Source organism: Paralimibaculum aggregatum (genome assembly GCF_030270585.1).
Classification (GTDB): domain Bacteria; phylum Pseudomonadota; class Alphaproteobacteria; order Rhodobacterales; family Rhodobacteraceae; genus Thermohalobaculum; species Thermohalobaculum aggregatum.
Window position 1 is genome coordinate 143,728 of the sequence record NZ_BSYI01000002.1, and the last position, 23,437, is coordinate 167,164.

At 74.6% G+C, this 23,437-nt stretch carries 14 protein-coding genes and 3 pseudogenes; 16 read left to right on the top strand and 1 reads right to left on the bottom strand.

All coding sequences use genetic code 11. The annotated features are described in order from the left end of the window. Window positions 1-9 precede the first annotated feature (9 nt). The 11 genes and pseudogenes from QSJ97_RS01830 to QSJ97_RS01880 form a co-directional block, all read left to right on the top strand. Window positions 10-888: a PfkB family carbohydrate kinase gene (locus QSJ97_RS01830; RefSeq protein WP_285669789.1), complete on the top strand. Its 879-nt coding sequence runs from the start codon at window positions 10-12 to the stop codon at window positions 886-888. Between the two features lie 33 nt (window positions 889-921). After that, window positions 922-1,869 carry a nucleoside hydrolase gene (locus QSJ97_RS01835; RefSeq protein WP_285669790.1) on the top strand — a complete coding sequence of 316 codons (948 nt, stop codon included), beginning with the start codon at window positions 922-924 and terminating at the stop codon, window positions 1,867-1,869. Window positions 1,870-1,901: 32 nt separating this feature from the next. Next, window positions 1,902-2,741: an isopenicillin N synthase family dioxygenase gene (locus tag QSJ97_RS01840; protein ID WP_285669791.1), complete on the top strand. Its 840-nt coding sequence runs from the start codon at window positions 1,902-1,904 to the stop codon at window positions 2,739-2,741. 1,038 nt (window positions 2,742-3,779) lie between these two features. After that, window positions 3,780-4,778 (top strand): BMP family lipoprotein, encoded by a 999-nt coding sequence (locus QSJ97_RS01845; protein ID WP_285669792.1) that lies wholly within the window; start codon window positions 3,780-3,782, stop codon window positions 4,776-4,778. Between the two features lie 5 nt (window positions 4,779-4,783). Continuing rightward, the gene (locus QSJ97_RS01850) at window positions 4,784-5,206 is read left to right on the top strand and encodes a VOC family protein (RefSeq protein ID WP_285669793.1); all 423 of its coding nucleotides are present in this window, start codon (window positions 4,784-4,786) and stop codon (window positions 5,204-5,206) included. Continuing rightward, window positions 5,203-6,819: an ABC transporter ATP-binding protein gene (locus QSJ97_RS01855; protein WP_285669794.1), complete on the top strand. Its 1,617-nt coding sequence runs from the start codon at window positions 5,203-5,205 to the stop codon at window positions 6,817-6,819. Before QSJ97_RS01850 ends, QSJ97_RS01855 begins: the two co-directional genes overlap by 4 nt. After that, window positions 6,816-7,898, top strand: a complete 1,083-nt coding sequence (locus QSJ97_RS01860; protein WP_285669795.1) for an ABC transporter permease — start codon at window positions 6,816-6,818, stop codon at window positions 7,896-7,898. Before QSJ97_RS01855 ends, QSJ97_RS01860 begins: the two co-directional genes overlap by 4 nt. A gap of 14 nt (window positions 7,899-7,912) precedes the next feature. After that, window positions 7,913-8,881 carry an ABC transporter permease gene (locus QSJ97_RS01865; RefSeq protein WP_285669796.1) on the top strand — a complete coding sequence of 323 codons (969 nt, stop codon included), beginning with the start codon at window positions 7,913-7,915 and terminating at the stop codon, window positions 8,879-8,881. 131 nt (window positions 8,882-9,012) lie between these two features. Then, window positions 9,013-10,017: a glycosyltransferase family 2 protein gene (locus QSJ97_RS01870; RefSeq protein WP_285669798.1), complete on the top strand. Its 1,005-nt coding sequence runs from the start codon at window positions 9,013-9,015 to the stop codon at window positions 10,015-10,017. Next, on the top strand, window positions 10,014-11,018 hold the full coding sequence (locus tag QSJ97_RS01875) for a lysylphosphatidylglycerol synthase transmembrane domain-containing protein (protein WP_285669799.1): 1,005 nt from the start codon (window positions 10,014-10,016) through the stop codon (window positions 11,016-11,018). Before QSJ97_RS01870 ends, QSJ97_RS01875 begins: the two co-directional genes overlap by 4 nt. Continuing rightward, window positions 10,982-12,346: pseudogene (locus QSJ97_RS01880) on the top strand (NAD(P)/FAD-dependent oxidoreductase); the annotation flags it as partial. The gene QSJ97_RS01875 and the pseudogene QSJ97_RS01880, both read left to right, overlap by 37 nt. 21 nt (window positions 12,347-12,367) lie before the next feature. Here QSJ97_RS01880 and QSJ97_RS01885 read toward each other — a convergent pair. Then, window positions 12,368-14,593: a sensor histidine kinase gene (locus QSJ97_RS01885; RefSeq protein WP_285669801.1), complete on the bottom strand. Its 2,226-nt coding sequence runs from the start codon at window positions 14,591-14,593 to the stop codon at window positions 12,368-12,370. 29 nt (window positions 14,594-14,622) lie between these two features. Here QSJ97_RS01885 and QSJ97_RS01890 point away from each other — a divergent pair, with 29 nt between their 5' ends. From QSJ97_RS01890 to QSJ97_RS01905, 5 genes and pseudogenes are all read left to right on the top strand, one after another. Beyond that, window positions 14,623-15,291 carry a response regulator gene (locus QSJ97_RS01890; protein WP_285669802.1) on the top strand — a complete coding sequence of 223 codons (669 nt, stop codon included), beginning with the start codon at window positions 14,623-14,625 and terminating at the stop codon, window positions 15,289-15,291. A 1,603-nt stretch (window positions 15,292-16,894) separates the two neighbouring features. Then, window positions 16,895-17,047, top strand: a pseudogene (locus tag QSJ97_RS25145) (calcium-binding protein); the annotation flags it as partial. Between the two features lie 153 nt (window positions 17,048-17,200). Continuing rightward, a pseudogene (locus QSJ97_RS25210) lies at window positions 17,201-17,860 on the top strand (DUF4214 domain-containing protein); the annotation flags it as partial. A gap of 229 nt (window positions 17,861-18,089) precedes the next feature. Next, the gene (locus tag QSJ97_RS01900) at window positions 18,090-19,904 is read left to right on the top strand and encodes a hypothetical protein (protein ID WP_285669805.1); all 1,815 of its coding nucleotides are present in this window, start codon (window positions 18,090-18,092) and stop codon (window positions 19,902-19,904) included. A gap of 2,413 nt (window positions 19,905-22,317) precedes the next feature. Beyond that, window positions 22,318-23,430 (top strand): S-(hydroxymethyl)glutathione dehydrogenase/class III alcohol dehydrogenase, encoded by a 1,113-nt coding sequence (locus QSJ97_RS01905; RefSeq protein WP_285669807.1) that lies wholly within the window; start codon window positions 22,318-22,320, stop codon window positions 23,428-23,430. The last annotated feature ends 7 nt before the right edge of the window (window positions 23,431-23,437 follow it).

A 23,437-nucleotide genomic window follows, 5' to 3' on the forward strand; every position in this document is an offset into this window, starting at 1 on the left:
GCTCGGGGCATGGCGATCCATGTCCTCGGCTCGGTGAACATCGACCACAGCTACCGCGTGCCGCATGCGCCGGGGCCGGGCGAGACGCTGGCCGATGGCGGCTATGTCCGCGGGCTCGGCGGCAAGGGCTGCAACCAGGCGCTGGCGGCGGCGGCGGCGGGCGCGGCGGTGCGCCTGGTCGGCGCGGTGGGGGCCGAGGGCGGCTGGTGCCGCGAGGCGCTGGCGGCCGGCGGGGTGGATGTCTCCGGCCTCGCCACGGTCGCGGCGGCGACCGGGCACGCGATCATCCTCGTCGAGCCTTCCGGCGAGAACCGCATCGTCATCCATGGCGGCGCCAACCGGGCGATCACCGGCGCGATGGTGGCCGGCGGGATCGCCGCGGCCCGGCCCGGCGACTGGTGGCTGGCGCAGAACGAGACCAGCCGGGTCGCCGAGAGCCTCGCCGCGGCGCGCGCGGCCGGCCTGCGCACGGCCTATGCCGCGGCGCCCTTCGACCCGGCGGCGGCGGCCGAGGCGCTGCCGCACACCGATTTGCTCGCGCTCAACGCGGTGGAGGCGGCGGCGCTGGCGGCGCATCTCGGCACCGATCCGGCGGCGCTGCCGGCGGCGGAGCTGCTGGTCACCCGCGGCCGCGAGGGGGCGGAGCTGCGCGGCCCGGCGGGAACGCTCTCGGTGCCGGCGCTGCCGGTCGAGCCGGTCGACACCACCGGCGCGGGGGACTGCTTCCTCGGCTATTTCCTCGCCGGGCGCGACCGCGGGCTGGACGACGGCGCGGCGCTGGCCCGGGCCGCCGCCGCCGCCGCGCTCTCGGTGACCCGGCCGGGGGCCGCCGCCGCGATCCCCACCGCCGCCGAAACCGATGCCTTCCTCGCCGCAGGCCGCGGCTGAGCCCTGCCGGAGACCCAGCATGAGCCGAGACGCATGACCGAGACCCCCGCCGCCATCGTCATCGACACCGATCCCGGCGTCGACGACGCCATGGCGATCCTCTACGCGCTGGCCGATCCGGAGATCGAGCTGCTCGGCCTGACCACGGTGTTCGGCAATGTCCCCGAGCCGGTGGCGACGCGCAACGCGCTGCAGCTGGCGCTGCTCGCCGGGGCGCCGGCGCTGCCGGTGGCCGCCGGCGCGGCGCGCCCGCGCCTCCAGCCGCCGCGCCCCTTCGCGACCGATGTGCACGGCGCCGACGGCCTCGGCACCGCGGTGCTGCCGCCGCTGCCGCCGGGCCGTCTGCCCGACCCGCGCCCGGCCGCGCGCTTCCTCGCCGAGACCTGCGCGGCGCGGCCGGGCGAGGTCACCATCGTCGCGGTCGGCCCGCTGACCAACCTCGCCGCGGCGCTCGACGTGCATCCGGCCATCGCGCGCCAGGCCCGGGGCGTGATCGTGATGGGCGGGGCGCTGCGCCAGAAGGGCAACGTGACCCCCTTCGCCGAGGCCAACATCCACCAGGACCCGCATGCCGCCGCGGCGGTCTTCGCCGCGCCCTGGGCGGTGACGCTGGTCGGGCTCGACGTCACCGAGCGGGTGATCCTCACCGCCGCCGACCTGGCGCCGATGGTGGCGCGCTCGCCGCGATGCGGGGCGCTGCTGGCGGAGGCGGCGGAGTTCTACTTCGCCTTCCACAAGGCCAGCGAGGGGCTCGACGGCTGCCACCTGCACGACCCGACCGCGGTGATCGCGGCGCTGCGGCCCGAGCTCTTCCGCACCGCCGTCGCGCCGGTCGAGGTGACGGTCCGCGGCCCGGAGGCCGGGCGCACCCGCGAGGCGCCGGAGGCGGCGGCGCGCCCCCTCACCCTCTGCCTCGGGGTCGATGCACCGGCGGTGCGCGCCCGCTTCCTCGAGATCCTGCATGCCGGGCGGCTGCCCTGAGCCCGGCACGCCCCCTCACCGGAGAGAGCCCCATGTTCGACATCGCCACCGTCTCCTACCGCGACCCGGGCGCGCCGGCGAAGTTCGCCCGCTCGCTGCACGAGACCGGCTTCGCCGTGCTCACCGACCACCCGATCGCGCCGGAGCGCATCCAGGCCACCTATGACGCCTGGGGCAGGTTCTTCGCCTCGGAGGAGAAGCACGCCTTCACCCGCGCGCCCGGCGGCGCGGCCGGCTTCTTCCCGTTCCGCTCGGAGAACGCGAAGGACAGCGCGGTCAAGGATCTCAAGGAGTTCTACCACGTCTATGCCGACGGCCCGGTGCCGCCGGCGCTCGAGGCCGGGACCCGGGCGCTGCATGCCGATCTGGTCGCGGTGGGGGCGACCCTGCTCGGCTGGCTGCAGGACGAGAGCCCGGCCGAGGTGACCGCGCGGCTCTCCGAGCCGCTCACCGACATGCTCGCCGGCAGCGGGCAGAACCTGCTGCGCATCCTGCACTATCCGGCGGTCAAGACGCCGCCCGAGCCCGGCGCGGTGCGCGCCGCGGCGCATGGCGACATCAACCTGCTGACCTGCCTGCTGGCCGGCTCGGCGCCGGGGCTCGAGGCGCGCGACACCGCCGGCACCTGGCACCGGGTGCCCTGCGATCCCGGCATGATGGCGATCAATGCCGGCGACATGCTGGAGATGGCGACCGGGGGCCACTACCCCGCCACGGTGCACCGGGTGGTGAACCCGGCAGAGGGCGACCGCTCGGCCCGCTTCTCGATGCCGATGTTCCTGCACCCGCGCCCCGAGGTGGTGCTGAAGCCCGGCACCACGGCGGAGGACTTCCTCACCGAGCGCCTGCGCGAGATCGGCCTCAAGGGCTGAGCCGCACGGCCCGCCGCCCCGGCCCCGCGCCGGCGAGGGCCTGCGGCGGCGGCCAGTTGGTCGGCGCCCGACACCGCGCCCGCGCCCCGTGGGAGGCCGCGACAACCGCCCCGCCCGACCCGCCCCGCACCGCCCCGGAGCGGCAGCGTTTCCGCCCGAACCATCCCCCGGCAGCTCTGAGCGGCAGAGGCCCGGCCAAACCTTCCCCGGCCCTCCGGAACGGCAGAGGTTCGGCGCGAATCTCCCCTCGGCGGTCCGGAACGGCAGAAGTTCGGCGCGAACCTTCCCGCGAAGGTTGGGAGCGGCAGAGGTTCGGCGCGAACCTTCCCCCGGCAGTCCGGAACGGCAGAAGTTCGGCACGAACCTCCCAGCGGCAGTCCGGAACGACGGAGGTTCGGCGCGAACCTTCCCGCGGAGGTCCGGAGCGGCAGAGGTTCGGCAGGAACCTTCCCGCAGCAATCCGGAGCGGCAGAAGTTCGGCGCGAACCTCCTTACGGCAGTCCGGGTCGGTGGAAGTTCGGCGCGAACTTCCCCCGGCAGTCCGGGGCGGTGGAAGTTCGGCACGAACCTCCCAGCGGCAGTTCGAAGCAGCAGAGGTTCGGTGCGCGCCCCCAAGTGGCAGTCCGGAGCAGCAGAGGTTCGGTGCGCGCCCCCAAGTGGCAGTCCGGAGCAGCAGAGGTTTGGCGCAAACCCTCCCGCGGCGGTTCGCAGCGCAGAGGTTCCGCACATGCCTTCCCCCGGCGGCCCGTTGCGGGCCTTCGCGCGGCGGTTCGGGGCGGGCCGGGGCGGGGCTCTGCGGGCGTGCGGGCGGGCGGTCCTGCGGCCCGGCGCGAGCCTCTGCGCGGGGGCCGGGGCGGGGCTCTGCGGGCCGGGCCATGCGGGCGGGGCGGGGCGATCCCGGCGGGCCGGGCCGCCGGTGCGGGACAAAGCTGCACGCCGGGATGCATTTTCCCTTGCCCACCGGGGCCAGATTGCCTTTGCTCGGAACGGGTGCGCCGGAACGCTGCACCCCGACAGATAAAAACAGGGATCACAACCATGCGCATCCAGCTTCTCGCCGGCCTCGCCGCCGCCGCCCTCCTCGCCACCTCCGCCGTCGCCGCGGAGTTCAAGCCCGCCGTGGTGTTCGACATGGGCGGCAAGTTCGACAAGTCGTTCAACGAGGGCGTCTGGAACGGCGTCAAGCGCTTCATGGACGAGACCGGCGTCGAGGTGATGGAGTTCGAGGTCACCAACGAGACCCAGCGCGAGCAGGCGATGCGCCGCATGGTCCGGCGCGGCGCCACCGTGGTGCTCGGCGTCGGCTTCGCGCAGGCCGACGCGATCGACGCGGTGGCCGCCGACAACCCGGATGTCGGCTTCGCGATAATCGACGTGAGCTGGCTCGACCGACCCAATCTCCGGCAATACGCCTTCAAGGAGCACGAGGGCAGCTATCTCGTGGGCGTCGCCGCGGCGCTGACCTCGGAGACCGGCACGGTCGGCTTCGTCGGCGGCATGGACATCCCGCTGATCCGCAAGTTCGCCTGCGGCTATGTGCAGGGGGTGATCGAATCGCGCGAGGGCGCGGCGGTGATCCAGAACATGACCGGCACCACGCCGGCCGCCTGGAACGACCCGACCAAGGGCGCCGAGCTGGCGCAGAGCCAGATCGACCGCGGGGCCGACGTGATCTACCACGCCGCCGGCGGCACCGGGATCGGCGTGATCCGCGCCGCGGCGGATGCCGGCAAGCTCGCGATCGGGGTCGACAGCAACCAGAACGGCGTGGCGCCGGGCTCGGTGCTGACCTCGATGGTCAAGCGCGTGGACGTCGCCGCCTATGACACGCTGACCGATGCCATGGCCGGCGCGCTGACCGCCGAGGTGCGCATCCTCGGGCTGGCCGAGGACGGCGTCGACTGGGCGCTCGACGAGCACAACGCGGCGCTGGTGAGCCCCGAGGTCAAGGCCGCGGTCGAGGCGGCGCGGGCGAAGATCGTGTCCGGCGAGATCACCGTGCACGACTACATGGCCGACAACAGCTGCCCGTTCTGACCGTGATGGGGGACGAGCGCGGCTTCCGCGTCCGCGCGCTGGGGGAGATCGCGATCCGCTGCCGCGACCTCGCGGCGATGGAGCGCTTCTATGGCGAGGTGATCGGGCTCGAGCTCCTCTCCCGGCGGCCGGGCGGCATCACCTTCTTCCGCATCGCCGAGGGCCATGCCGGCCATACCGCGGTGCTGGCGCTGTTCGCCGCGGCCGCCGATGGCCCGGCCCCGGCGACCGGCGGCGGCTCGTCGCTGCACCACATCGCGCTGTCGCTCGGCTGGCAGGAGCAGGAGGCGGCGATCGCCTGGTATGCGCGGATCGGCCAGCCCTGCCGGATCGAGCATTTCGACTGGATCGGCTGGCGCGGGGTCTTCACCGAGGACCCCGAGGGCAACACGGTGGAGCTCGTCGCGGCGAGGCCGGAGGGCGCATGACCGCGCCCGCCGTCCGCCTCTCCGGCATCACCAAGCGGTTCGGCCCGGTGGTGGCGAACGACGCGGTGGATCTGGAGATCCCGGCCGGCACCATCCACGGCATCATCGGCGAGAACGGGGCGGGGAAATCCACCCTCGTCTCGGTGCTCTACGGCTTTCACCGGGCCGACGAGGGCCGCATCGAGATCGACGGCCGGCCGGCGGAGATCCGCGACAGCGCCGATGCCATCGCCCTCGGCATCGGCATGGTGCACCAGCATTTCATGCTCGTGCCCAACTTCACCGTGCTGGAGAACGTGATGCTCGGCGCCGAGGGCGGCTGGCGGCTGGCCGGCGGCGCCCGCGGCGCGCGCGCGGCGCTGGCCCGGCTCGGCGCCGAGCACGGGCTGGAGATCGACCCGGAGGCCGAGGTCGGCGGCCTCGCGGTCGGCCTGCAGCAGCGGGTGGAGATCCTGAAGGCGCTGTTCCGCGGCGCCCGCATCCTGATCCTCGACGAGCCCACCGGGGTGCTGACGCCGGAGGAGACGACGCGCTTCTTCGGCCTGCTCGCGACGCTGAAGGCGCGCGGCGTCACGGTGCTGCTGATCACCCACAAGCTCGGCGAGGTGATGGCGGCGACCGACGGCGTCTCGGTGATGCGCGGCGGCCGGATGGTGGCGCACCGGGTCACCGCCGAGACCGGACCGGAGGAGCTGGCGCGGCTGATGATGGGGCGCGACATCGCCGCCCCGGCGCGGCCCGCCGCCAGCGCCCCCGGCACGGCGCCGGCGCTCGAGGCGCGCGGGCTCGGCTGGCGCGACCGGCGCGGCGTGGCCTGCCTCGAGGCGGTGGATCTCGCGCTGCGGCCGGGCGAGATCCTCGGGCTCGCCGGGGTCGCCGGCAACGGCCAGTCGGAGCTGCTCGACCTGCTCGCCGGGCTGATGCCGCCGCAGGCCGGCGAGATCCGCATCGGCGCGCGCCGGATCACCGCCGCCGACCCGGCCGACCCGGCCGAGATGCGCCGGCTCGGCCTCGCCCATGTGCCGGAGGACCGCCACCGCCGCGGCCTCGTGCTGGCGATGGAGGCGGCCGAGAACGCCGTGCTCGGCTATCATCACGGGCCGCAGGCCGGCCCGCCGGGGCGCCTCAGCCCGGCCGCGATGCGCGCCCATTGCGCCCGGCTGATGGCCCGCCACGGGGTGCGGCCGGAGGCGCCGTCGCTGCGCGCCGCGGCGTTCTCGGGCGGCAACCAGCAGCGCCTCGTGATGGGCCGCGAGATCGAGGCCGACCCCGCCGTGCTGCTGATCGGCCAGCCGACCCGCGGGGTCGATATCGGCGGCATCGCGGCGCTGCACGAGCAGATCCTCGGCCTGCGCGCGAAGGGCTGCGCGATCCTGCTGGTCTCGGTCGAGCTCGACGAGATCCTGGCGCTGTCGGACCGGGTGGCGGTGATGGCGGCGGGGCGGATCGTGGCCGAGTTCCCCTGCGCCGAAGCGACGCGCGAGCGCATCGGCCTCGCCATGGCCGGGATTCCCGAAACCCCCGGCGCGGCGGCGGCGATGGCCGGGCCCGGCGCCGCCGGGCCGGCGGGCGGCGGAGGCGGCGGGCCCGGCCCGGCCGACCCGCGGCATTGACCCGCCTGCCGGCCTGGGCCGATTACGGGCTGATCCCGGTGCTCAATCTCGGCCTCGCCTTCGCCGTCGCGGCGCTGGTGATCGCGGCGCTCGGCGAGGACCCGGCGGCGGCGCTCGAGGTGCTGGTCGCCGGCGCCTTCGTCTATGAGGGCGCGCTCGGCTACACGCTGTTCTACACCGCCAGCTTCATCTTCACCGGGCTCGCCGTGGCGGTGGCGTTCCAGGCGCGGCTCTTCAACATCGGCGCCGAGGGCCAGGCGATGCTCGGCGGGCTCGGCGCGGCGGGGCTCTGCCTCGCCTTCGACGCGGTGCTGCCGGCGCTGCTGATGATCCCGCTGGCGATCGCCGGCGCCGCCGCCGCGGGGGCGGCCTGGGGCGCGGTGCCGGGCTGGCTCCAGGCGCGCCGCGGCAGCCATATCGTGATCACTACGATCATGTTCAACTTCCTCGCCTCGGGCCTCGTGGTCGGGCTGCTCTCGGGGCCGCTGATGCGGCCGGGGCAGTCGAATGCCGAGACCCGCGCCCTCGCCGAGAGCGCCCGCATCGCGCAGTGGCACGAGATCGCGCCGCTGCTCGGGCTCGAGGCCGGGCGCTCGCCGCTCAACCTCTCGATCCTGCTGGCGGTGGCGGCCTGCATCGGGGTCTGGTGGCTGATCTGGCGCACCCGCTGGGGCTATGCGCTGCGCTGCCTCGGGCTCGCCGCGCCGGCGGCGGAATATGCCGGCATCCCGGTGGCGCGGATCACCGTGCAGGCGATGGCGGTGTCCGGCGCGCTGGCCGGGCTGATGGCGGTCAACACCGTGCTCGGGGCGCAGGGCAAGCTGCTGATCAACTTCACCGCCGGCTTCGGCTTCACCGGCATCGCGGTGGCGCTGATGGGGCGCGGGCATCCCTTCGGCGTGGCGCTGGCGGCGCTGCTGTTCGGCGCGCTCTACCAGGGCGGCGCGGAGTTCGATTTCGAGTTCGCCACCATCACGCGCGAGATGGTGCTGCTGGTGCAGGGGCTGATCGTGCTGTTCACCGGGGCGCTCAGCCAGATGCTCGTGCCGCTGGTGGCGCGGGCGCTGGGCCGGGCCTGAGGGGGGAGACGCGGATGGGCTGGCTCGATCTCCTGCTGACCGCGGACAGCGCGCTGCGCCTCGCCACCCCGCTGATGCTCTGCGCCATGGCCGGGATGATCTCCGAGCGCGCCGGGGTGATCGATATCGGGCTCGAGGGCAAGATGCTGGCCGGCGCCTTCACCGCGGCGGCGGCGGCGGCGCTCACCGGCTCGGCCTGGGCCGGGCTCGGCGCGGCGATGGCGGTGGGGGCGGCGATGGCGGCGCTGCACGGCTTTGCCTGCATCACCCATCGCGGCGAGCAGATCATCTCCGGCGTCGCGATCAACATCCTCGCCTCGGGGCTGACGGTGGTGGTCGGCATCGCGCTGTTCGACCAGGGCGGGCAGTCGCCGCCGCTGGGGCCGGAGGCGCGGTTCCGCCCGATCGTGCTGCCGGGGGTGGAGACGCTCTCCGGCGTGCCGGTGCTCGGGCCGCTCTGGCGCGAGTTGGTCTCGGGGCACACGCTGCCGACCTATCTGGCGCTGGCGGTGGTGGTCGGCGCCTGGTGGATGCTCGGCCACACCCGTTTCGGGCTGCGCCTGCGCGCCGTCGGCGAAACCCCGGCGGCGGTCGACAGCGCCGGGCTCTCGGTGCCGGGGCTGCGCTACCGCGCGGTGCTGATCGCCGGGCTGCTCTGCGGCGTCGCCGGGGCCTTCCTCTCGACCGCGCACGGCGCCGGCTTCGTGCGCGAGATGTCGGCCGGCAAGGGCTACATCGCGCTGGCGGCGCTGGTCTTCGGCAAGTGGCGGCCCTGGCCGGTGCTGTTCGCCTGCCTGCTGTTCGGCTTCCTCGAGGCCGGCGCGGCGCGGCTCGAGGGCGAGGTGCTGCCGGTGATCGGGCGGGTGCCGACGCAGGTGATCCTGGTGCTGCCCTATCTCGCGACGGTGCTGCTGCTCGCCGGCTTCTTCGGCCGCGCGGTGCCGCCGCGGGCGCTCGGCACGCCCTATAGCAAGGAGCGGTGAGCGCCGGCGCCAGGCCGCCGGCGCCAGCAGACCCGGCAATCGCGCCGGACCCGTTGGACCCGTCGGGCGAAATCGGCTAGGTCCCCTGCGAGACGCCGCAACGCGCGGCGGCCGGCGGAAGGAACGCGGCGATGACCGATGCGGAGGGCGGGGAGATGCGGGCGCGCCTGTCGATCGTCGTGCCCTGCTACAACGAGGAGGCGGTGATCGGCGCCACCCTCGCGCGCCTTGCCGCCCTGGCCGACCGCCTCGCCCGGCCCGGTGCCGGCCGGCCGGTGCTGGAGACCGAGATCATCTGCGTCGACGATGGCAGCGCCGATGCCACGCTGGCGCTGCTGAAGGCGGCGGCGGCGGCCGAGCCGCGCCTGCGCGTGCTGGCGCTGTCGCGCAATTTCGGCCACCAGATCGCGGCGACCGCGGGCACCGATGCCGCCGGCGGCGATGCGGTGGTGCTGATCGACGCCGACCTGCAGGACCCGCCCGAGCTGATCGAGGAGATGGTCCGGCGCTGGAACGACGGCTTCGACGTGGTCTATGGCACCCGCACCGAGCGGCCCGGCGAGAGCGCCTTCAAGCTGGCCACCGCACGCGGCTTCTACCGGGTGCTCAACCGGCTCTCGGAGGTCGCGATCCCGCTCGACACCGGGGATTTCCGCCTGATGAGCCGGACCGTGGTGGATGCGCTGAAGGCGATGCCGGAGCGCCGGCGCTTCCTGCGCGGCATGGTCGCCTGGGTCGGCCATCGCCAGGCGGCGCTGCCCTATGCGCGGGCCGAGCGCGCCGCCGGGGTCTCGAAATACCCGCTGCGCAAGATGGTGCGCTTCGCGCTCGACGGGATCCTCTCGTTCTCCAGCAAGCCGCTGCAGCTCGCCATCGCGATCGGCCTGATCGCCGCCGGGGTGGCGCTGCTCGGCATCCTCTATGCGCTGGTGCTGCGGATCTTCACCGATATCTGGGTCGAGGGCTGGACCGCGCTGTTCATCGCGGTGCTGTTCCTCGGCGGCGTGCAGCTGGTCTGCCTCGGCATCCTCGGGGAGTATGTCGCGCGGATCTATGACGAGGCCAAGGGCCGGCCGCTCTACCTGCTGCGCGAGCGCATCGGCTTCGGCGACGGGGCCGGGGAGCCGCGCCGGTGAGCGCGCGGCGCCTGCTGACCCTCGCGCTCGGGCTCGCCATGGCGGCGGGTTTCGTCTGGCTGATCGCGCGCGAGACCGACGGCGCGGCGCTGCGCGCGGCCTTCGCCGAGGCGCGGGCGGGCTGGATCGGGCTCGGCGTGCTCTGCTTCCTCGCCGGCTATTCCGCCCGGGTGGCGCGCTGGCGGGCGATGCTGGCGCTGGAGAACCCGGCGCTCACCTGGGGCCGCTGCATGGGGCCGTTCATGATCTCGATGGCGGTCAACAACGTGCTGCCGTTCCGCGCCGGCGACGCGCTGCGGGCCTTCGCCTTCTCGGGCCGGCTCGGGGTCGGCACCGGGCGGGTGCTGGCGACGCTGGTGGTGGAGCGGCTGCTCGACCTGCTGACCATCCTCGGCATTCTCGGCCTCGCGCTCTGGCTCACCGGGCTCGATGCCGGCGGGCTGCTCGGGGTCGGCGCGGCGGCGCTGGTGGCGGCGGCGCTGGCGGTGGCGCTGGCGCTGCTGCTGCCGGGGGTGTTCGAGCCGCTGGCGCGCGGCGGCGCCGGGCTGGTGGCGCGCCTCGCGCCCGGCCCCGGGGCGCGGCTGCGCGAGGAATCCGACCGGATCTTCGCGCTGCTCCGCCGGCTCGCCCGCGGCGCCGTCATGGCGCGGCTGATGCTCTGGTCGGCGCTGGCCTGGGGGCTCGAGGGCTGCGTCTTCCTCTGCGCCGCGCTGGCGCTGCCGGGGATGGCCGCGCCGGAGGCCGCCTGGCTGGCGCTGCCGGTGGGCACGCTGGCGACGCTGCTGCCGAGCACGCCGGGCTATGTCGGCACCTTCGACTATTTCGCGGCCGAGGCGGTGCAGCTGTTCGGCGAGCCGCAGGCGGTGGCCGCGGCCTTCGCGATCCTGACCCATACCATGTTGTATTTCCCGCCGCTGGCGGTCGGCGGCATCGCCCTCCTGCTGCGCCCGCTGCCGAAGGGCGCCGCCGCCCGCGCCGCCTCGCAGAGCCCGCTGCCATGACCGGACGCGACACCGAGTTCGCCATAATCGGCGGCGGCTTCGCCGGGCTCTCGGCGGCCTATGAGCTGGCCCGCGCCGGGCGCCGCGTCACCCTGCTCGAGGCCGAGGACCGGATCGGCGGGCTCGCCGCCGCCTTCGAGACCGAGGGCGAGCGGCTCGACCGCTTCTACCACCACTGGTTCACCAACGACCGCGCGGTGATGGACCTGATCGGCGCGCTCGGCCTCGACGGCGAGGTCGAGATCAACCCCTCCAACACCGGGCTCTACTTCGCCAACACGATCTACCGGCTCTCGAGCCCGCTCGACCTGCTGCGCTTCGCCCCCCTGCCCTTCGCCGACCGGATCCGCCTCGGGCTGCTGGCTCTGCGCGCCCGGCGGGTGCGCGACTGGCGGGCGCTGGAGGAGACCACGGCGGCCGACTGGCTGCGCGCGATGGGCGGCGAGCGGGTGTTCCGCGTGGTCTGGGAGCCGCTGCTCACCGGCAAGTTCGGCCCGCATGCCGAGGCGATCTCGGCGGTCTGGTTCTGGAACAAGCTGAAGCTGCGCGGCGGCTCGCGCGGGGCCAGGGGCGAGGAGCGGCTGGCCTATTTCCGCGGCGGCTTCGTGGCGCTGGCCGAGGCGCTGGCCGAGGCGGTGCGCGGCGCCGGCGGCGAGATCCGGCTGGCCGCGCCGGTCGAGCGGCTGGTGCCGGAGGCCGGCGGCTGGCGGCTCTCGGGCCGCTGGGGCAGCCTCACCGCGGCGCGCGCCATCGCCACGCCGGCGCTGCCGCTGGTCGCCGAGATGGTGCGCGGCTGGGCGCCGGCGGATTACGTCGCGCGCCTCGAGCGGATCCACTACCTCGCCAATCTCTGCCTGGTGCTGGAGCTCGACCGGCCGCTCTCGGAGACCTACTGGCTCAATGTCAACGACCCCTCCTTCCCCTTCGTCGGGGTGATCGAGCACACCAATTTCGCCGGTGCCGCGCGCTATGGCGGGCGCCACATCGTCTATCTCTCGAAATACCTGCCGCATACCGATCCGCTCTACCGCCTCGGCGCGGCGGAGATGCTGGACTTCGCGCTGCCGCACCTGGCGCGGATGTTCCCGGAATTCGATCCGGCCTCGGTGCAGCGGCACCATCTCTGGCGCGCGCGCTGGGCGCAGCCGGTGGTGGAGCGCGGCTATTCCCGCCTGATCCCGCCCGAGGAGGGGCCGGAGGGGCTGCTGCTCTGCTCGATGGCGCAGATCTATCCGGAGGACCGCGGCACCAACTACGCGATCCGCGAGGGGCGGCGGCTCGGCGCCCGGCTGGCCGCGGAGACGGCGCCCGAGGCGACGCCCGCCTGAGCGCCCCCGCCCCGGCCAGGCTCAGCCCGGCCCGGCCCCGGTGGTGGCCCTTGCGTCCCCGTCCCCATTCCCGGCGCCGGCCCCGTCCCCGGCGGTCGTCCCAGCCCCGGTGGCGGTCCCGGTCCCGGTGGCGCTCCCGGCTCCGGCGGCGGCCCGCGGCAGCGTCACGGCGAAGCAGGAGCCCCGGCCCGGCACGCTCTCGGCGCGGAGCGCGAGCCCGTGATCGGCGGCGAGCCCGGCGATCAGCGCGAGGCCGAGCCCCTTGCCCTCCGAGCCCGCGCCGCGGGCGCCGGGGGCGCGCATCGCCGCCAGCCGCGCGGCGCTCATCCCCGGCCCGGTGTCGCAGACCGCCACCGTCACCGCGCCGTCGCCGGCCCGCCGGCAGCCGATCAGCACGCGGCCCTCGCCGCTGTGCCTGACCGCGTTGGAGACGAGGTTGGAGACGATGCGGATCGCCACCATCGGGTCGGCCGAGACCATTGCCCCGGAGGGCACCACGCGCAGCGCGATGCCGCGGGCGCGGGCCTCCTCGGCGAACATCGCGCGCACCGTGTCGAGCAGCAGGCGGATCGGGAAATCCTCGCGCGTGCCGGGCAGCGGCGCCGCCTCCGGATCGCTCCGCGGGGGCGGGTCGTCGCCGCGCTGCCCGTCCGCCCGGGGACCTTCCGCCCCGGCGCCGGGCGCCGGCGCGGCCCGGCCGTCGCCGTCGCCGCCACCGTCCTCGTCGCCGCCCTCTTCCCCGGCGGCGGCGGCCTCCCCGGTCGCCTCGTCGAGATAGCGCGTCACCAGGTCCTCGAGATAGGCGCATTGCCGCTCGAGCTGCGCCCGCTCCGACCCCGGCAGCGCCCGCATCCCCCGCAGCGAGAGCCGCAGCGAGGCCAGCGGCTGGCGCAGGTCGTGGGTGGCATGGGCCATCTCGGTGCGCCGGCGCTCGGCCAGCGCCGTCGCCCGCGCATGGGCGGCATCGGCGGCGCGCAGCTCCTCGGCCAGCGCGAGCTGCGCCTCGAGCGCCGAAATGGCGCGGGCATCCGCCTCGGCCCGCTCGCGCCGGATCCGGGCGATGCGCGCGCCGATCGCGGTGAGAAAGCCCACCGCCTCGATCGCGAAGGCGACGCGCCCCCAGTCCCGCGTCTGGTCGATGCTGGCGAATTCCGGGATCGCATGGGCCATGATCGCCAGCCAGCTCGCCACCGCCACCGCCGAGGCGCCGACCAGGAAGGGCACCGAGCCGGGCCAGCCCCGGCGCACCGCGACGATGCCGGTGGCGAGGTAGATCTGCGCCGAGGCGACGATGAAGAGGAACCCCGCCCCGGTCAGCAGCCGGTGGCCCGAGACGACGGTGCTGAGCGCCAGCGCCGCGGTGCCCGCCATCACCCCGAGAAACAGCCGGTCGAGCAGCGGATGGGTCTCGGAGAGGCGGTAGAAGGCGCGCGCGAAACAGGCGCCGAAGAAGCCCATCGCGGCGTGATGCGGGCGCAGCGCATCGCCGGCCCAGCCCGGCCAGCCGGGCCAGAAATACTGGAACGAGAACCCGTCCATCAGGAACACCCAGCTCGCCACCGAACCGATATAGAGCGCGTAGAACAGCGCCGCCGGCTCGCGCAGCGCCGCCGCCAGCGCCAGCGTCATCACCGCAAGGCAGAGGATGAAGCCGTGGAACAGGAAATAGCGCCCGTTCTCGGCGGCCATGGCGGTGGCATAGTGCACCGGGTCCTGGACGGTGAGCTCGAGCTCGATATTGGTGTGCAGGCGCAGGCGGATGAAGATCTCGGCGCGCTCGCCGGGATCGAGCGCCACCGGCACCGCGAGGTTGCGGAACAGGATCGGGCGGGCGTCGAAGCGGCTGTCCGGGGCGATCGCGAGGATCCGCTCGGGCGCGCCGCCGCGCAGCAGGTAGACCTCGGCGACCGGCGCCTTCTTGGCGTTGAGATCGAGGATCCAGCGCGCCGGGCGCGCGGCGCGGCTCACCACCGGCACGCGGACCCAGTGGGTCTGGCCGGCCGGGTCGTGCAGCACGTCGCGCAGGCGGAACGGCACGAACCGCCCCGCTTCGGCCAGCGCGCGGGCCTCGGAAAGCTCGATATTCCCGTCGCGATCGGCATAATGCTCGGCATGCGGATCGAGCGGCGTCTCGGCCATCCCGGCGGTGAGCGGCATCGGCGCCGCGGCCCGGGCCGGCGCGGCCGGCAACGCGAGCGATGAGAGGATGGCGAGGATGAGGGCGAGACCGGCTTGCATCAGGCGCATCGGCGCGCTCCGCCCCGGCGGAGGCGCGCATGGGTAGCCTCGGCGGGCTGCGCGCCCCCCGCCCGCCGGCGCCGAAGACCGCGGTGATCGCCGACGACCACCCGATGATCCGCGCCGGCATCCGTCAGGTGCTCGAGGAGTTCGGCGATGTCGAGGTGCTGGAGGAGGTCGACAACGGGCTCGACGCGGTGCGCGCCGCGCGCACCCGCCGGCCGAGCCTCTTCGTGCTCGACCTCTCGATGCCCTATGCCCGCGGCGTCGAGGTCTTCGTCGAGATCCGCCGCCAGAGCCCGGAGACCCGGATCGCGGTGCTGACCGGCATGAGCTCCTCGGGGCTGCTGGCCGAGCTGACCTCGGCCGGGGTCGACGGGCTGTTCCTGAAGCGGGGCGACCCGTCGGTGCTGGCGCGCGGGCTGCGCCTCGTGCTCGAGGGCGCCAAGTTCGTCTCGCCGGATGTGGTCGCGCTGCTCGAGGCGCGCCCGCCGGGCCCCGAGCTCTCGCCGCGCGAGCGCCAGACCCTCAGCCTGGTGGCGCAGGGGCTGACCAATGTCGAGATCGGCGAGCGGCTGCATATCAGCCACAAGACCGTGGAGAAGCACCGCACCAGCCTGATGGCCAAGCTCGGCGTGCATTCGATGTCTGAGCTGCTGGCGCATGCGCTCCGCGAAGGCCTCCTCGACAGCCTGTCCGAGACCTGACCCGCCGCCATCGGCCGGCCCGCCCGCCCCGGTTTCGCCCAGCATAGCCCGAGCCGCGCGCCCGGCGCATGGGGTGCGTGCCCCATTTCGCCGCCGGGGCCCCGCGCGGCGGCCGCCATCCCCCTGCCCGGGGCCCGCCGCCTCCGGGTGGGCGGGCGGGGGAGGCGGCGGGCCCCGGGCGCGCGCCGCCGGCGCGCCGCCCCATCCCCGGTGACGCGCGTCACGTCCCGCCCCCGATTCGCCGGAAAATCCGCCGCAGGCCGCGCAAAACCGCGCCTGTCCCGGCGGTGCGGCGATTGGGGGAGTTCCCCCATGCCGGCGGGGGGGCCGACCTCTCACGCCGCCGCCGGGCCCGCCGGCATCCTCACCTCATCGCAACAGACCCCGCCCCGGTCCGTGCAACCAGACGGAAAGGCCGGGCGCACAGATGAGGAGAGCCACCATGACCACCGCTTCTCAGCTCGACGCCTTCCGCGCGAGCGCCGACGAGTTCGCCGGCCATCTCGAGGCCGATCACCGCTTCGTCGCCAGCCTCGAGGGCGCCGCCGACCAGCTCGGCACCTATCTCGGCCTGCCCGGCGACATGGAGACCGCGGTCTCGCTGTTCCGCAAGGGCATCGACCTGCCCGACAGCGTGGTGACGGCGCTGAGCCCGCTGCCCTACGGCATCGGCTCGGCGATCCGCCGCGCCGCCGATATCGGCGAGGATGTCGCCGAGAAGCTGGAGCCGCTGGAGAAGGGCCTCGGCCGGATCGACAGCGCGCTCGAGCCGGTCACCACCGCGCTGGGCCAGATCGAGGACAAGGCCGGCCGGGTGGAGCCCTATATCGCGCTCGCCGCCGATTACGGCCGGGAGGTGCAGGATGTCGCCGGGATGATCGCCGCCTCGATGAGCACCGGCATGGTGTTCGGCCACGGGCTGAGCCAGCGCCTCGACGGGTCCGCCAGCTTCATGGACGAGGTCTCGGACTTCCACGGCGGCTTCGCCGGGGTGCGCGACGATCTCGAGGGCGCCTTCTCGGCGATCGAGACCACGCTGTCGGAGCTGCCGGCGCATCTGATCGACGCCGCCGCCGACACGCTCGACACCGTGTTCAAGCCGATCTCCAGCGCCTTCGACAGCATCGAGGGCGTGCTCGACCGCGACTACACCGTGATCCCCGGGGTGCCGGCGGTCTTTGTGCCGAGCCCCTGGGGGCCGGTGCAGATCACCCCGGCGATCCCGCCGCTGGTGGTCAACCCGGCCGATGTGCTCGCCGCCATCGACAACGCCATCGGCGCGGTGCAGCGCTTCGTCGAGGGGCTGGTCGAGGACGCGCTCGACGCCATCGGCTTCGACCTCTTCGGCGCCATCGACCGGCTGAAGGAGAAGCTGCTGGAGCCCTTCGAGCCGATGTTCGACGCGGTCGAGTCGGTCGGCGCGAAGATCGCCGAGATCGCCGAGCTGGCGGCGGATGCGATGGCCGCGGCGCGCGCCTTCTTCGAGGACCTGGCCGACATGCTGATCGACCTCCCGGCCGATCTGTTCGACACCGTCCGCGTCGGCACCGGGGGCGACGACATGCTGGAGGCGCCGCACCCGATCGTGCCGCTCGCCATCGGCATGGACGACGGCAGGCTCTCCGACGCGCTCTTCGGCCTCGCCGGCGACGACGGGCTGATCGGCAACCGGGGCGACGACTTCCTGTTCGGCGGCGCCGGCGACGACAGCCTCGACGGCGGCGCCGACGACGACGAGCTCTATGGCGGCGCGGGGGCCGACAGCTTCCACTTCTCCGGCGATTTCGGCCACGACTATGTCAGCGACGGCACCGGCGGCGAGACCCTGTCCTTCGCCGCCGGCGTGACCCTCTCCGCGACCCGCGACGGCGTCGACCTGCATCTCGCCGCCGAAGGCACCGACAACGCGGTGACGGTCGAGGGCTGGTACGAGGAGGGCCGCTACGAGGGCGCCCAGATCCGCGTCGGCGGCGAGCTGGTCGAGATCGCCGGCAAGGCCCCGGCCCCGGCCGCCGGCACCCCGGACGACGACCATTTCGACTTTGCCGCCCCGGCCGGGCGCGAGATCGACGGCGGCGCCGGCATCGACACCGTGAGCTACGCCCTGTCGCGCAAGGATGTCGAGGACCGGGTGCTCGCCGACGGCAGCGTCGAGATCGAGCACGCCGATGGCCGCATCGACCGGCTGACCGATGTCGAGCGCGTGGAGTTCGACGACGGCGCCTATCTCTTCGGCATGCGCGCCGAGGCCGAGACCACCTACCGGCTCTATGCCGCCTCGCTCGGCCGCACCCCGGACGAGGCCGGCCTGCGCTTCTGGGACGGCGTGCTGGAGACCGGCTTCGAGCTGCTGGACGCGGCGGAGGAGTTCCTCGGCAGCGGCGAGTTCGCCGGGCGCTTCGAGGGCATCGTGCCGGAGGCCGGGGACTATGTCTCCGCGTTCTACGAGAACGTGCTCGGCCGGGTGCCCGATGGCGGCGGCTTCGACCACTGGGTCGGCGTGCTCGAGGGCGGGCTGATGGATGCCGCCGACCTGCTGCTCGAATTCGTCGACGCGCCGGAGAACCTCGCCAACCAGGCCGAGAACTACGACGACGGGATCTGGGTGGCCTGAGCCCGCCCCGACCGGCTCCGCGGCGCGCCTTCCGGCGCCGCGGCGACAGGGCCGCGGTTTCGCGGCCCTTCCCCGTGGCCCAGCCAGATTTCGCGTGATAGTTTCCCCCGAACCGAAGCAGGCGAGACCAGGCGCAGCGCGCGGCACAGCGCGCCGCCCAGCAGGTAACAGGGGGTTCCCGGAGATGGATGACTTCAGATCGTTCGCCATGATGGCAGGCGTGGCGGTGGCCGGCGGGCTGATCGGGCACTCCGTCGGCGTGATGCAGGCCGAGGACACCGCCATCGTCGATCGCATCGAGGGGCTCGGCGCGCAGGTCCAGGCGATGGCCGACACCCCCGCCGCGCTGGCCGACCTGCAGGCCCAGGTGCTGGCGCTCGGCACGCGGATCGAGGGGCTGGACGGCCAGGTCGCCGGCGTCGACGGGCAGGTCTCGGCGCTCGGCGGCGAGATCGGCGCGCTCGGGGTGAGCGTCGGCGGGCTGGTCGGCGACCTCACCGGGCTCGACGGGACGGTGGCGGCGCTCGGCGGCGAGATCGCGGCGCTCGGCGGCGTCGTCGAGGGGGTCGATGCCGACATGGTCGAGACCGGCGCGGCGATCGCCGGGATCGAGGCCGCGGCCGACCGGCTCGACGCCCGGCTCGGCTCGCTGGAGACCGTGGTCGAGGGCGCCGTCGGCATGATCGGCGAGCTGCAGGAGATCACCGGCTCGCTCGACGGCGCGGTGGTCGGCCTCGCCGAGGCGCAGGGCATGGCGGCCGAGGAGATCGCCGGGCTCGGCGAGAGCATGGCGACGCTGGCCGAGGATGTCGACGACGCCGCGGCGATCGCCGCCGAGCTGCAGGGCGAGACCGCGCTGATGAGCCTCGAGCTCTCCGAGGGGATGCGCGACGGCACCGACATGGGCGCGCGGCTCGAGGCGCTGGAGGCCGGCATGGCGGGCCTGCTCGGCGCGATCGGGCGCAGCGAGGCCGAGCTCGGCGCGCTGAGCGCGGCGGTCGCGGCGCTGAGCGCGATGCCGGAGGAGAGCCGCGACGGCGGCGCCGGCCGGTCCGGCGAGGCCAGCGATGCCGCCGGCGCGCAGGACGACACCCCGCCGGCCACCGAGCTCGGCGGCGAGGGCGATGCCGAGGGCGTGCCGCAGCCGAGCGGCAGCGCCGGCGCCGAGGGCTCCGACAGCGCCGATGCCGAGGGCGAGGGCGACGACGTCTCCGACGCGGTCGGGAAACCCGGGCCGGCCGCCGGCCAGGGCGACGACGCGGATGGCGGCGCGGAGGGCGGCGCGGCCGGCGGCGACGAGGTCTCCGACCAGGTCGGCAAGGAGGCGCCCGCGCCGGACCCGGCCGATGACGGCGGCGAGGTCTCGGATGCCGTCGGCAAGGAGGCGCCCGCCCCGGTCGATGACGGCGAGGATGTCTCCGACGCGGTCGGCAAGGAGGATGCCGGCGGCCAGCAGACCGAGCCGCCGGCCGCCGCGCCGGAGCCCGACGGCGCCCCCGAGGCCGAGGCCGCGCCGGCCGACGAGCCCGCCCCGGCCGACGATGCGGCAGAGGAAGCGGCCTCCGAGGGCGAGCCGGCCCCCACCGATGACGCGGCAGAGGAAGAGGCCACCGAGGGCGAACCCGCCCCCACCGATGACGCGGCAGAGGAAGCGGCCACCGAGGGCGAGCCAGCCCCAGCCGATGACGCCGCCGAGGAAGCGGCCACCGAGGGCGAACCGGCCCCCGCCGATGACGCGGCAGAGGAAGAGGCCACCGAGGGCGAACCCGCCCCCGCCGATGACGCCGCAGAGGAAGAGGCCACCGAGGGCGAACCGGCCCCCACCGATGACGCGGCCGAGGAAGCGGCCACCGAGGGCGAGCCAGCCCCAGCCGATGACGCCGCCGAGGAAGCGGCCACCGAGGGCGAACCCGCCCCCACCGATGACACGGCCGAGGAAGAGGCAACCGAGGGCGAACCCGCCCCGGAGCCGGCCCGCGAGGACGGCACCCAGAACTGAACGCCCGGGATGCGGGATCACCGCGGGCGGCCCAAACGGCCGCCCGCAGCATGTCCAAAGCTGACCGCCCCGGCCGCCCCCGGTAGCCTCGCCGGTCCCCTTGTCCACCCGCCCGCCCTCCTCGGCCTGCCACTAGGCCCTGACGTACCGGCGACAGCCCCGGCCTCCCGCAACAGGCACCCCACGCCGCCCGCCTCCACGCACCGGCCCCCTCCGGCCTGCCACCATGTTCAGACGCACCGGCGACGGCCACGGCTTCCCGCAACAGGCACCCCACGCCGCCCGCCTCCACGCGCCGGCCCCCCTCCGGCCTGCCACCATGTTCAGACGCACCGGCGACGGCCACCGCTTTCCACAACGGTCATCCTCGCCGCCCGCCTCCGCCGGCCGTCCCACCCGACCTGCCACCGCGTCCCGACGCGCTAACCGGGGACACCCGCTCCCGGCGCCCTTGCCGGCACCGCTCTCCGCCCGCCTCCACCGGCCGCCCCTCCCCGGCCTGTCACCGTTTCCCGGCCCGCCGGCCGGGGCATCGGCCTTCCCGCGCCCAGCGGCCCTGCCGGCAACACTCCTCGGCCGCCTGCGCGGGCCCGACACTCCCAGCCCTGCCACCGCGTCCTGACGCGCCGACCGAGGCCCCGGCCTCCCGTACCCGGCAGCCCTGCCGGCGCCACTCGCCGCCCTCCCCTTCGGGTCCGCCCTCTCCGGCAGACCACCACCTTCTGGCGCGCCAATCGGGGCTTTGGCCTCCCGCGTCGGACAATTCTCACCGCGACGCCCGGCGCTTCAGGTCGGCACATCTCGGGCCCGCCGGGGCGCTGCCTCCCGCTCCCGGCAGCTCTACCGGTGCCCCTCTCCGGCCTCCTCGGCAGGGCCGACGTTATTGGGCCCGCTACGGCTTCCCGACAAGCCGGCCGGGGCCTCCACCGCCCGTACCCGGCGGCCCTGCGGGCTCTGCTCGCCGGGCGCTGCGCGCAGGTCCGGCGCTCTCGGGCATGTCGTCGCCTTCCCAGCGTAGCGGCCGGGGCCTCGGCCTCCCGCAATCGGCGGCAGTGCCGGTGCCGCTCGGCGCCCGTCTCGACGGGGCCACCGCTATCCGGTCCGCGGCCGCTTCTCGAAGCGCCGGTCGGAGAGTCCACCTCCCGCTCCCGGCGGCCCTGCAGGCAGCGCTCACCGCCGGCCGCTGCGGGTCCGTCGCTCACGGGCGTGTCGCTGCATCACGACACGCCTGCCGGGGCCTCGGACCGCCCGCACCCGGCGGCCCTATGGGTGGCGCTCGCCGCTGGGCTCCGCTGGTCCGCCGCTCTCGGGCCCGTCACGGCGTCCTGACACCCCGGCCGCGGACCCGGCCCTCCTGCATATGGCAGCTTTGCGGGCACCGCCCTCTGCCGGCCTCTGCGGGCTGCCGCTCTCGGGGCAGTCATTGCCTCCAGACATGCCGGCCGGGGCCTCGGCCCTCCCGCGCCCGGCGGTCGTGCGGGCACCGCTCGCCACCCGTTTCCGAGGGTCCGGCGCTCTCGGGCTGCAACCATGTCCTCGGGGTCCGGCCAAGGCTCCGGCCTGCCGTCGCCCGGCGGAGCTGCGGATGGCGCTTGCGGCGGGGCTCCGCGGGGCCGGCGCTCTCTGGCATGGCATCGGGGCCTGACGCGACGGACGGCGTGTCGGCCCTCACGCGCCTGGCGGCCCTGCGGGGCAGCGCTCGCCGCTGCCCTCTGCGGGTCAGCCACTCTCGGGCTCGTCATCGCGTCCCGATGCCCCGGCCGGGGACTCGGCCCTCCTGCACGCAACAACTCTGCGGGCAGCGTTCGCCGCTGGCGTCCGCAGATCCGGCACTTTCGGGCCTGTCACAGCGTCCCGATGCTCCGGCCGGAGACTCGGCACTTCTACACAAGACAGCTCTGTGGGACAGCGCTCGCCGCCCGCTTCCACGGGGCCGGCGTGGTCGAGGCTGCAACCATGTCCTCGGGGTCCGGCCGAGGCTCCGTCCTGCCGTCGCCCGGCGGAGCTGCGGACGGCGCTTGCGGCGGGGCTCCGCGGGCCGGCGCTCTCTGGCATGGCGCCGGGGTCTGGCGCGGCAGCCGGGGCTTCGGCCCTGCCGCTTCCGGCGGCCCCGGGGCGGCGCTCGCCGGGTGCCTTCGCGGGTCTGCCGCTTCAAGGCGTGGCGCCGTTTCCCGGCGCGGCGGCCGGGGCTTCGGCCTGCCGCGACGGCACCATTGCGGGCCGCGCCTGCGCCGGTCTCCGCGGCTCCGCCGGGGCCGGATGCGCCGCCTGCCGCGGGCGCCTCACCGGCACGTCACGGCTTCACAAAGCGGCGGGCGCGGCCTAGGGTCCAGCGGAGCACCGGGCGGCGGGCGCCGTAGCGGAACCCGCATCCCGGAGCGAGCATCACGGGCCGACAGGATGGGAGCTATTCATGCGGACACGCGCAGCAGTGGCATTCGAGGCGGGCAGGCCGCTCGAGGTGACAGAGGTCAATCTCGAGGGGCCGAAGGCCGGCGAGGTGCTGGTCGAGATCAAGGCCACCGGCCTCTGCCACACCGACGAGTTCACCCGCTCGGGCGCCGATCCCGAGGGCGCCTTCCCGGCGATCCTCGGCCATGAGGGCGCCGGCGTGGTGCTCGAGGTCGGCCCCGGCGTGACCTCGCTGGAGCCGGGCGACCACGTGATCCCACTCTACACCCCGGAATGCCGGGAATGCGAATACTGCCTCAACCCCAAGACCAATCTCTGCCAGTCGATCCGCTCGACCCAGGGCCAGGGCCTGATGCCCGACGGCACCTCGCGCTTCTCCACCCTCGATGGCAAGCCGATCCTGCACTACATGGGCTGCTCGACCTTCGCCAACCACACCGTGCTGCCGGAGATCGCGCTGGCCAAGGTGCGCAAGGACGCGCCCTTCGACAAGATCTGCTACATCGGCTGCGGCGTCACCACCGGCATCGGCGCGGTGATCAACACCGCCAAGGTCGAGATCGGCTCGCGCTGCGTGGTGTTCGGCCTCGGCGGCATCGGGCTCAACGTGATCCAGGGCTGCCGGCTGGCCGGCGCCAACCAGATCATCGGCGTCGATCTCAACAACGACCGCAAGGCCTGGGGCGAGCGCTTCGGCATGACCGATTTCGTCAACCCCTCGGAGATCGAGGGCGATCTCGTCGGCCACCTGGTCGAGCTGACCGGCGGCGGCGCCGATTACAGCTTCGAGTGCATCGGCAATGTCAACGTGATGCGCGCCGCGCTGGAATGCGCCCACAAGGGCTGGGGCGAGAGCATCATCATCGGCGTCGCGCCGGCCGGGGCGGAGATCTCCACCCGGCCGTTCCAGCTGGTCACCGGGCGCACCTGGAAGGGCACCGCCTTCGGCGGCGCGCGCGGGCGCACCGATGTGCCGAAGATCGTCGACTGGTACATGCAGGGCAAGATCGAGATCGACCCGATGATCACCCACACGCTCAGCCTCGACGAGATCAACAAGGGCTTCGACCTGATGCACGAGGGCGCCTCGATCCGCGCCGTCGTGGTCTACTGAGGCCGGG

What these genes read in the sequence shown, in the direction of transcription:
- QSJ97_RS01890 (WP_285669802.1), top strand. Translation starts at nt 14,623, where the DNA reads ATGGGTAGCCTCGGCGGGCTGCGCGCCCCCCGCCCGCCGGCGCCGAAG.
- QSJ97_RS01865 (WP_285669796.1), top strand. Translation starts at nt 7,913, where the DNA reads ATGGGCTGGCTCGATCTCCTGCTGACCGCGGACAGCGCGCTGCGCCTC.
- QSJ97_RS01870 (WP_285669798.1), top strand. Translation starts at nt 9,013, where the DNA reads ATGACCGATGCGGAGGGCGGGGAGATGCGGGCGCGCCTGTCGATCGTC.
- QSJ97_RS01835 (WP_285669790.1), top strand. Translation starts at nt 922, where the DNA reads ATGACCGAGACCCCCGCCGCCATCGTCATCGACACCGATCCCGGCGTC.
- QSJ97_RS01905 (WP_285669807.1), top strand. Translation starts at nt 22,318, where the DNA reads ATGCGGACACGCGCAGCAGTGGCATTCGAGGCGGGCAGGCCGCTCGAG.
- QSJ97_RS01850 (WP_285669793.1), top strand. Translation starts at nt 4,784, where the DNA reads ATGGGGGACGAGCGCGGCTTCCGCGTCCGCGCGCTGGGGGAGATCGCG.
- QSJ97_RS01885 (WP_285669801.1), bottom strand. Translation starts at nt 14,593, where the DNA reads ATGCGCCTGATGCAAGCCGGTCTCGCCCTCATCCTCGCCATCCTCTCA.
- QSJ97_RS01900 (WP_285669805.1), top strand. Translation starts at nt 18,090, where the DNA reads ATGGATGACTTCAGATCGTTCGCCATGATGGCAGGCGTGGCGGTGGCC.
- QSJ97_RS01830 (WP_285669789.1), top strand. Translation starts at nt 10, where the DNA reads ATGGCGATCCATGTCCTCGGCTCGGTGAACATCGACCACAGCTACCGC.
- QSJ97_RS01855 (WP_285669794.1), top strand. Translation starts at nt 5,203, where the DNA reads ATGACCGCGCCCGCCGTCCGCCTCTCCGGCATCACCAAGCGGTTCGGC.
- QSJ97_RS01840 (WP_285669791.1), top strand. Translation starts at nt 1,902, where the DNA reads ATGTTCGACATCGCCACCGTCTCCTACCGCGACCCGGGCGCGCCGGCG.
- QSJ97_RS01845 (WP_285669792.1), top strand. Translation starts at nt 3,780, where the DNA reads ATGCGCATCCAGCTTCTCGCCGGCCTCGCCGCCGCCGCCCTCCTCGCC.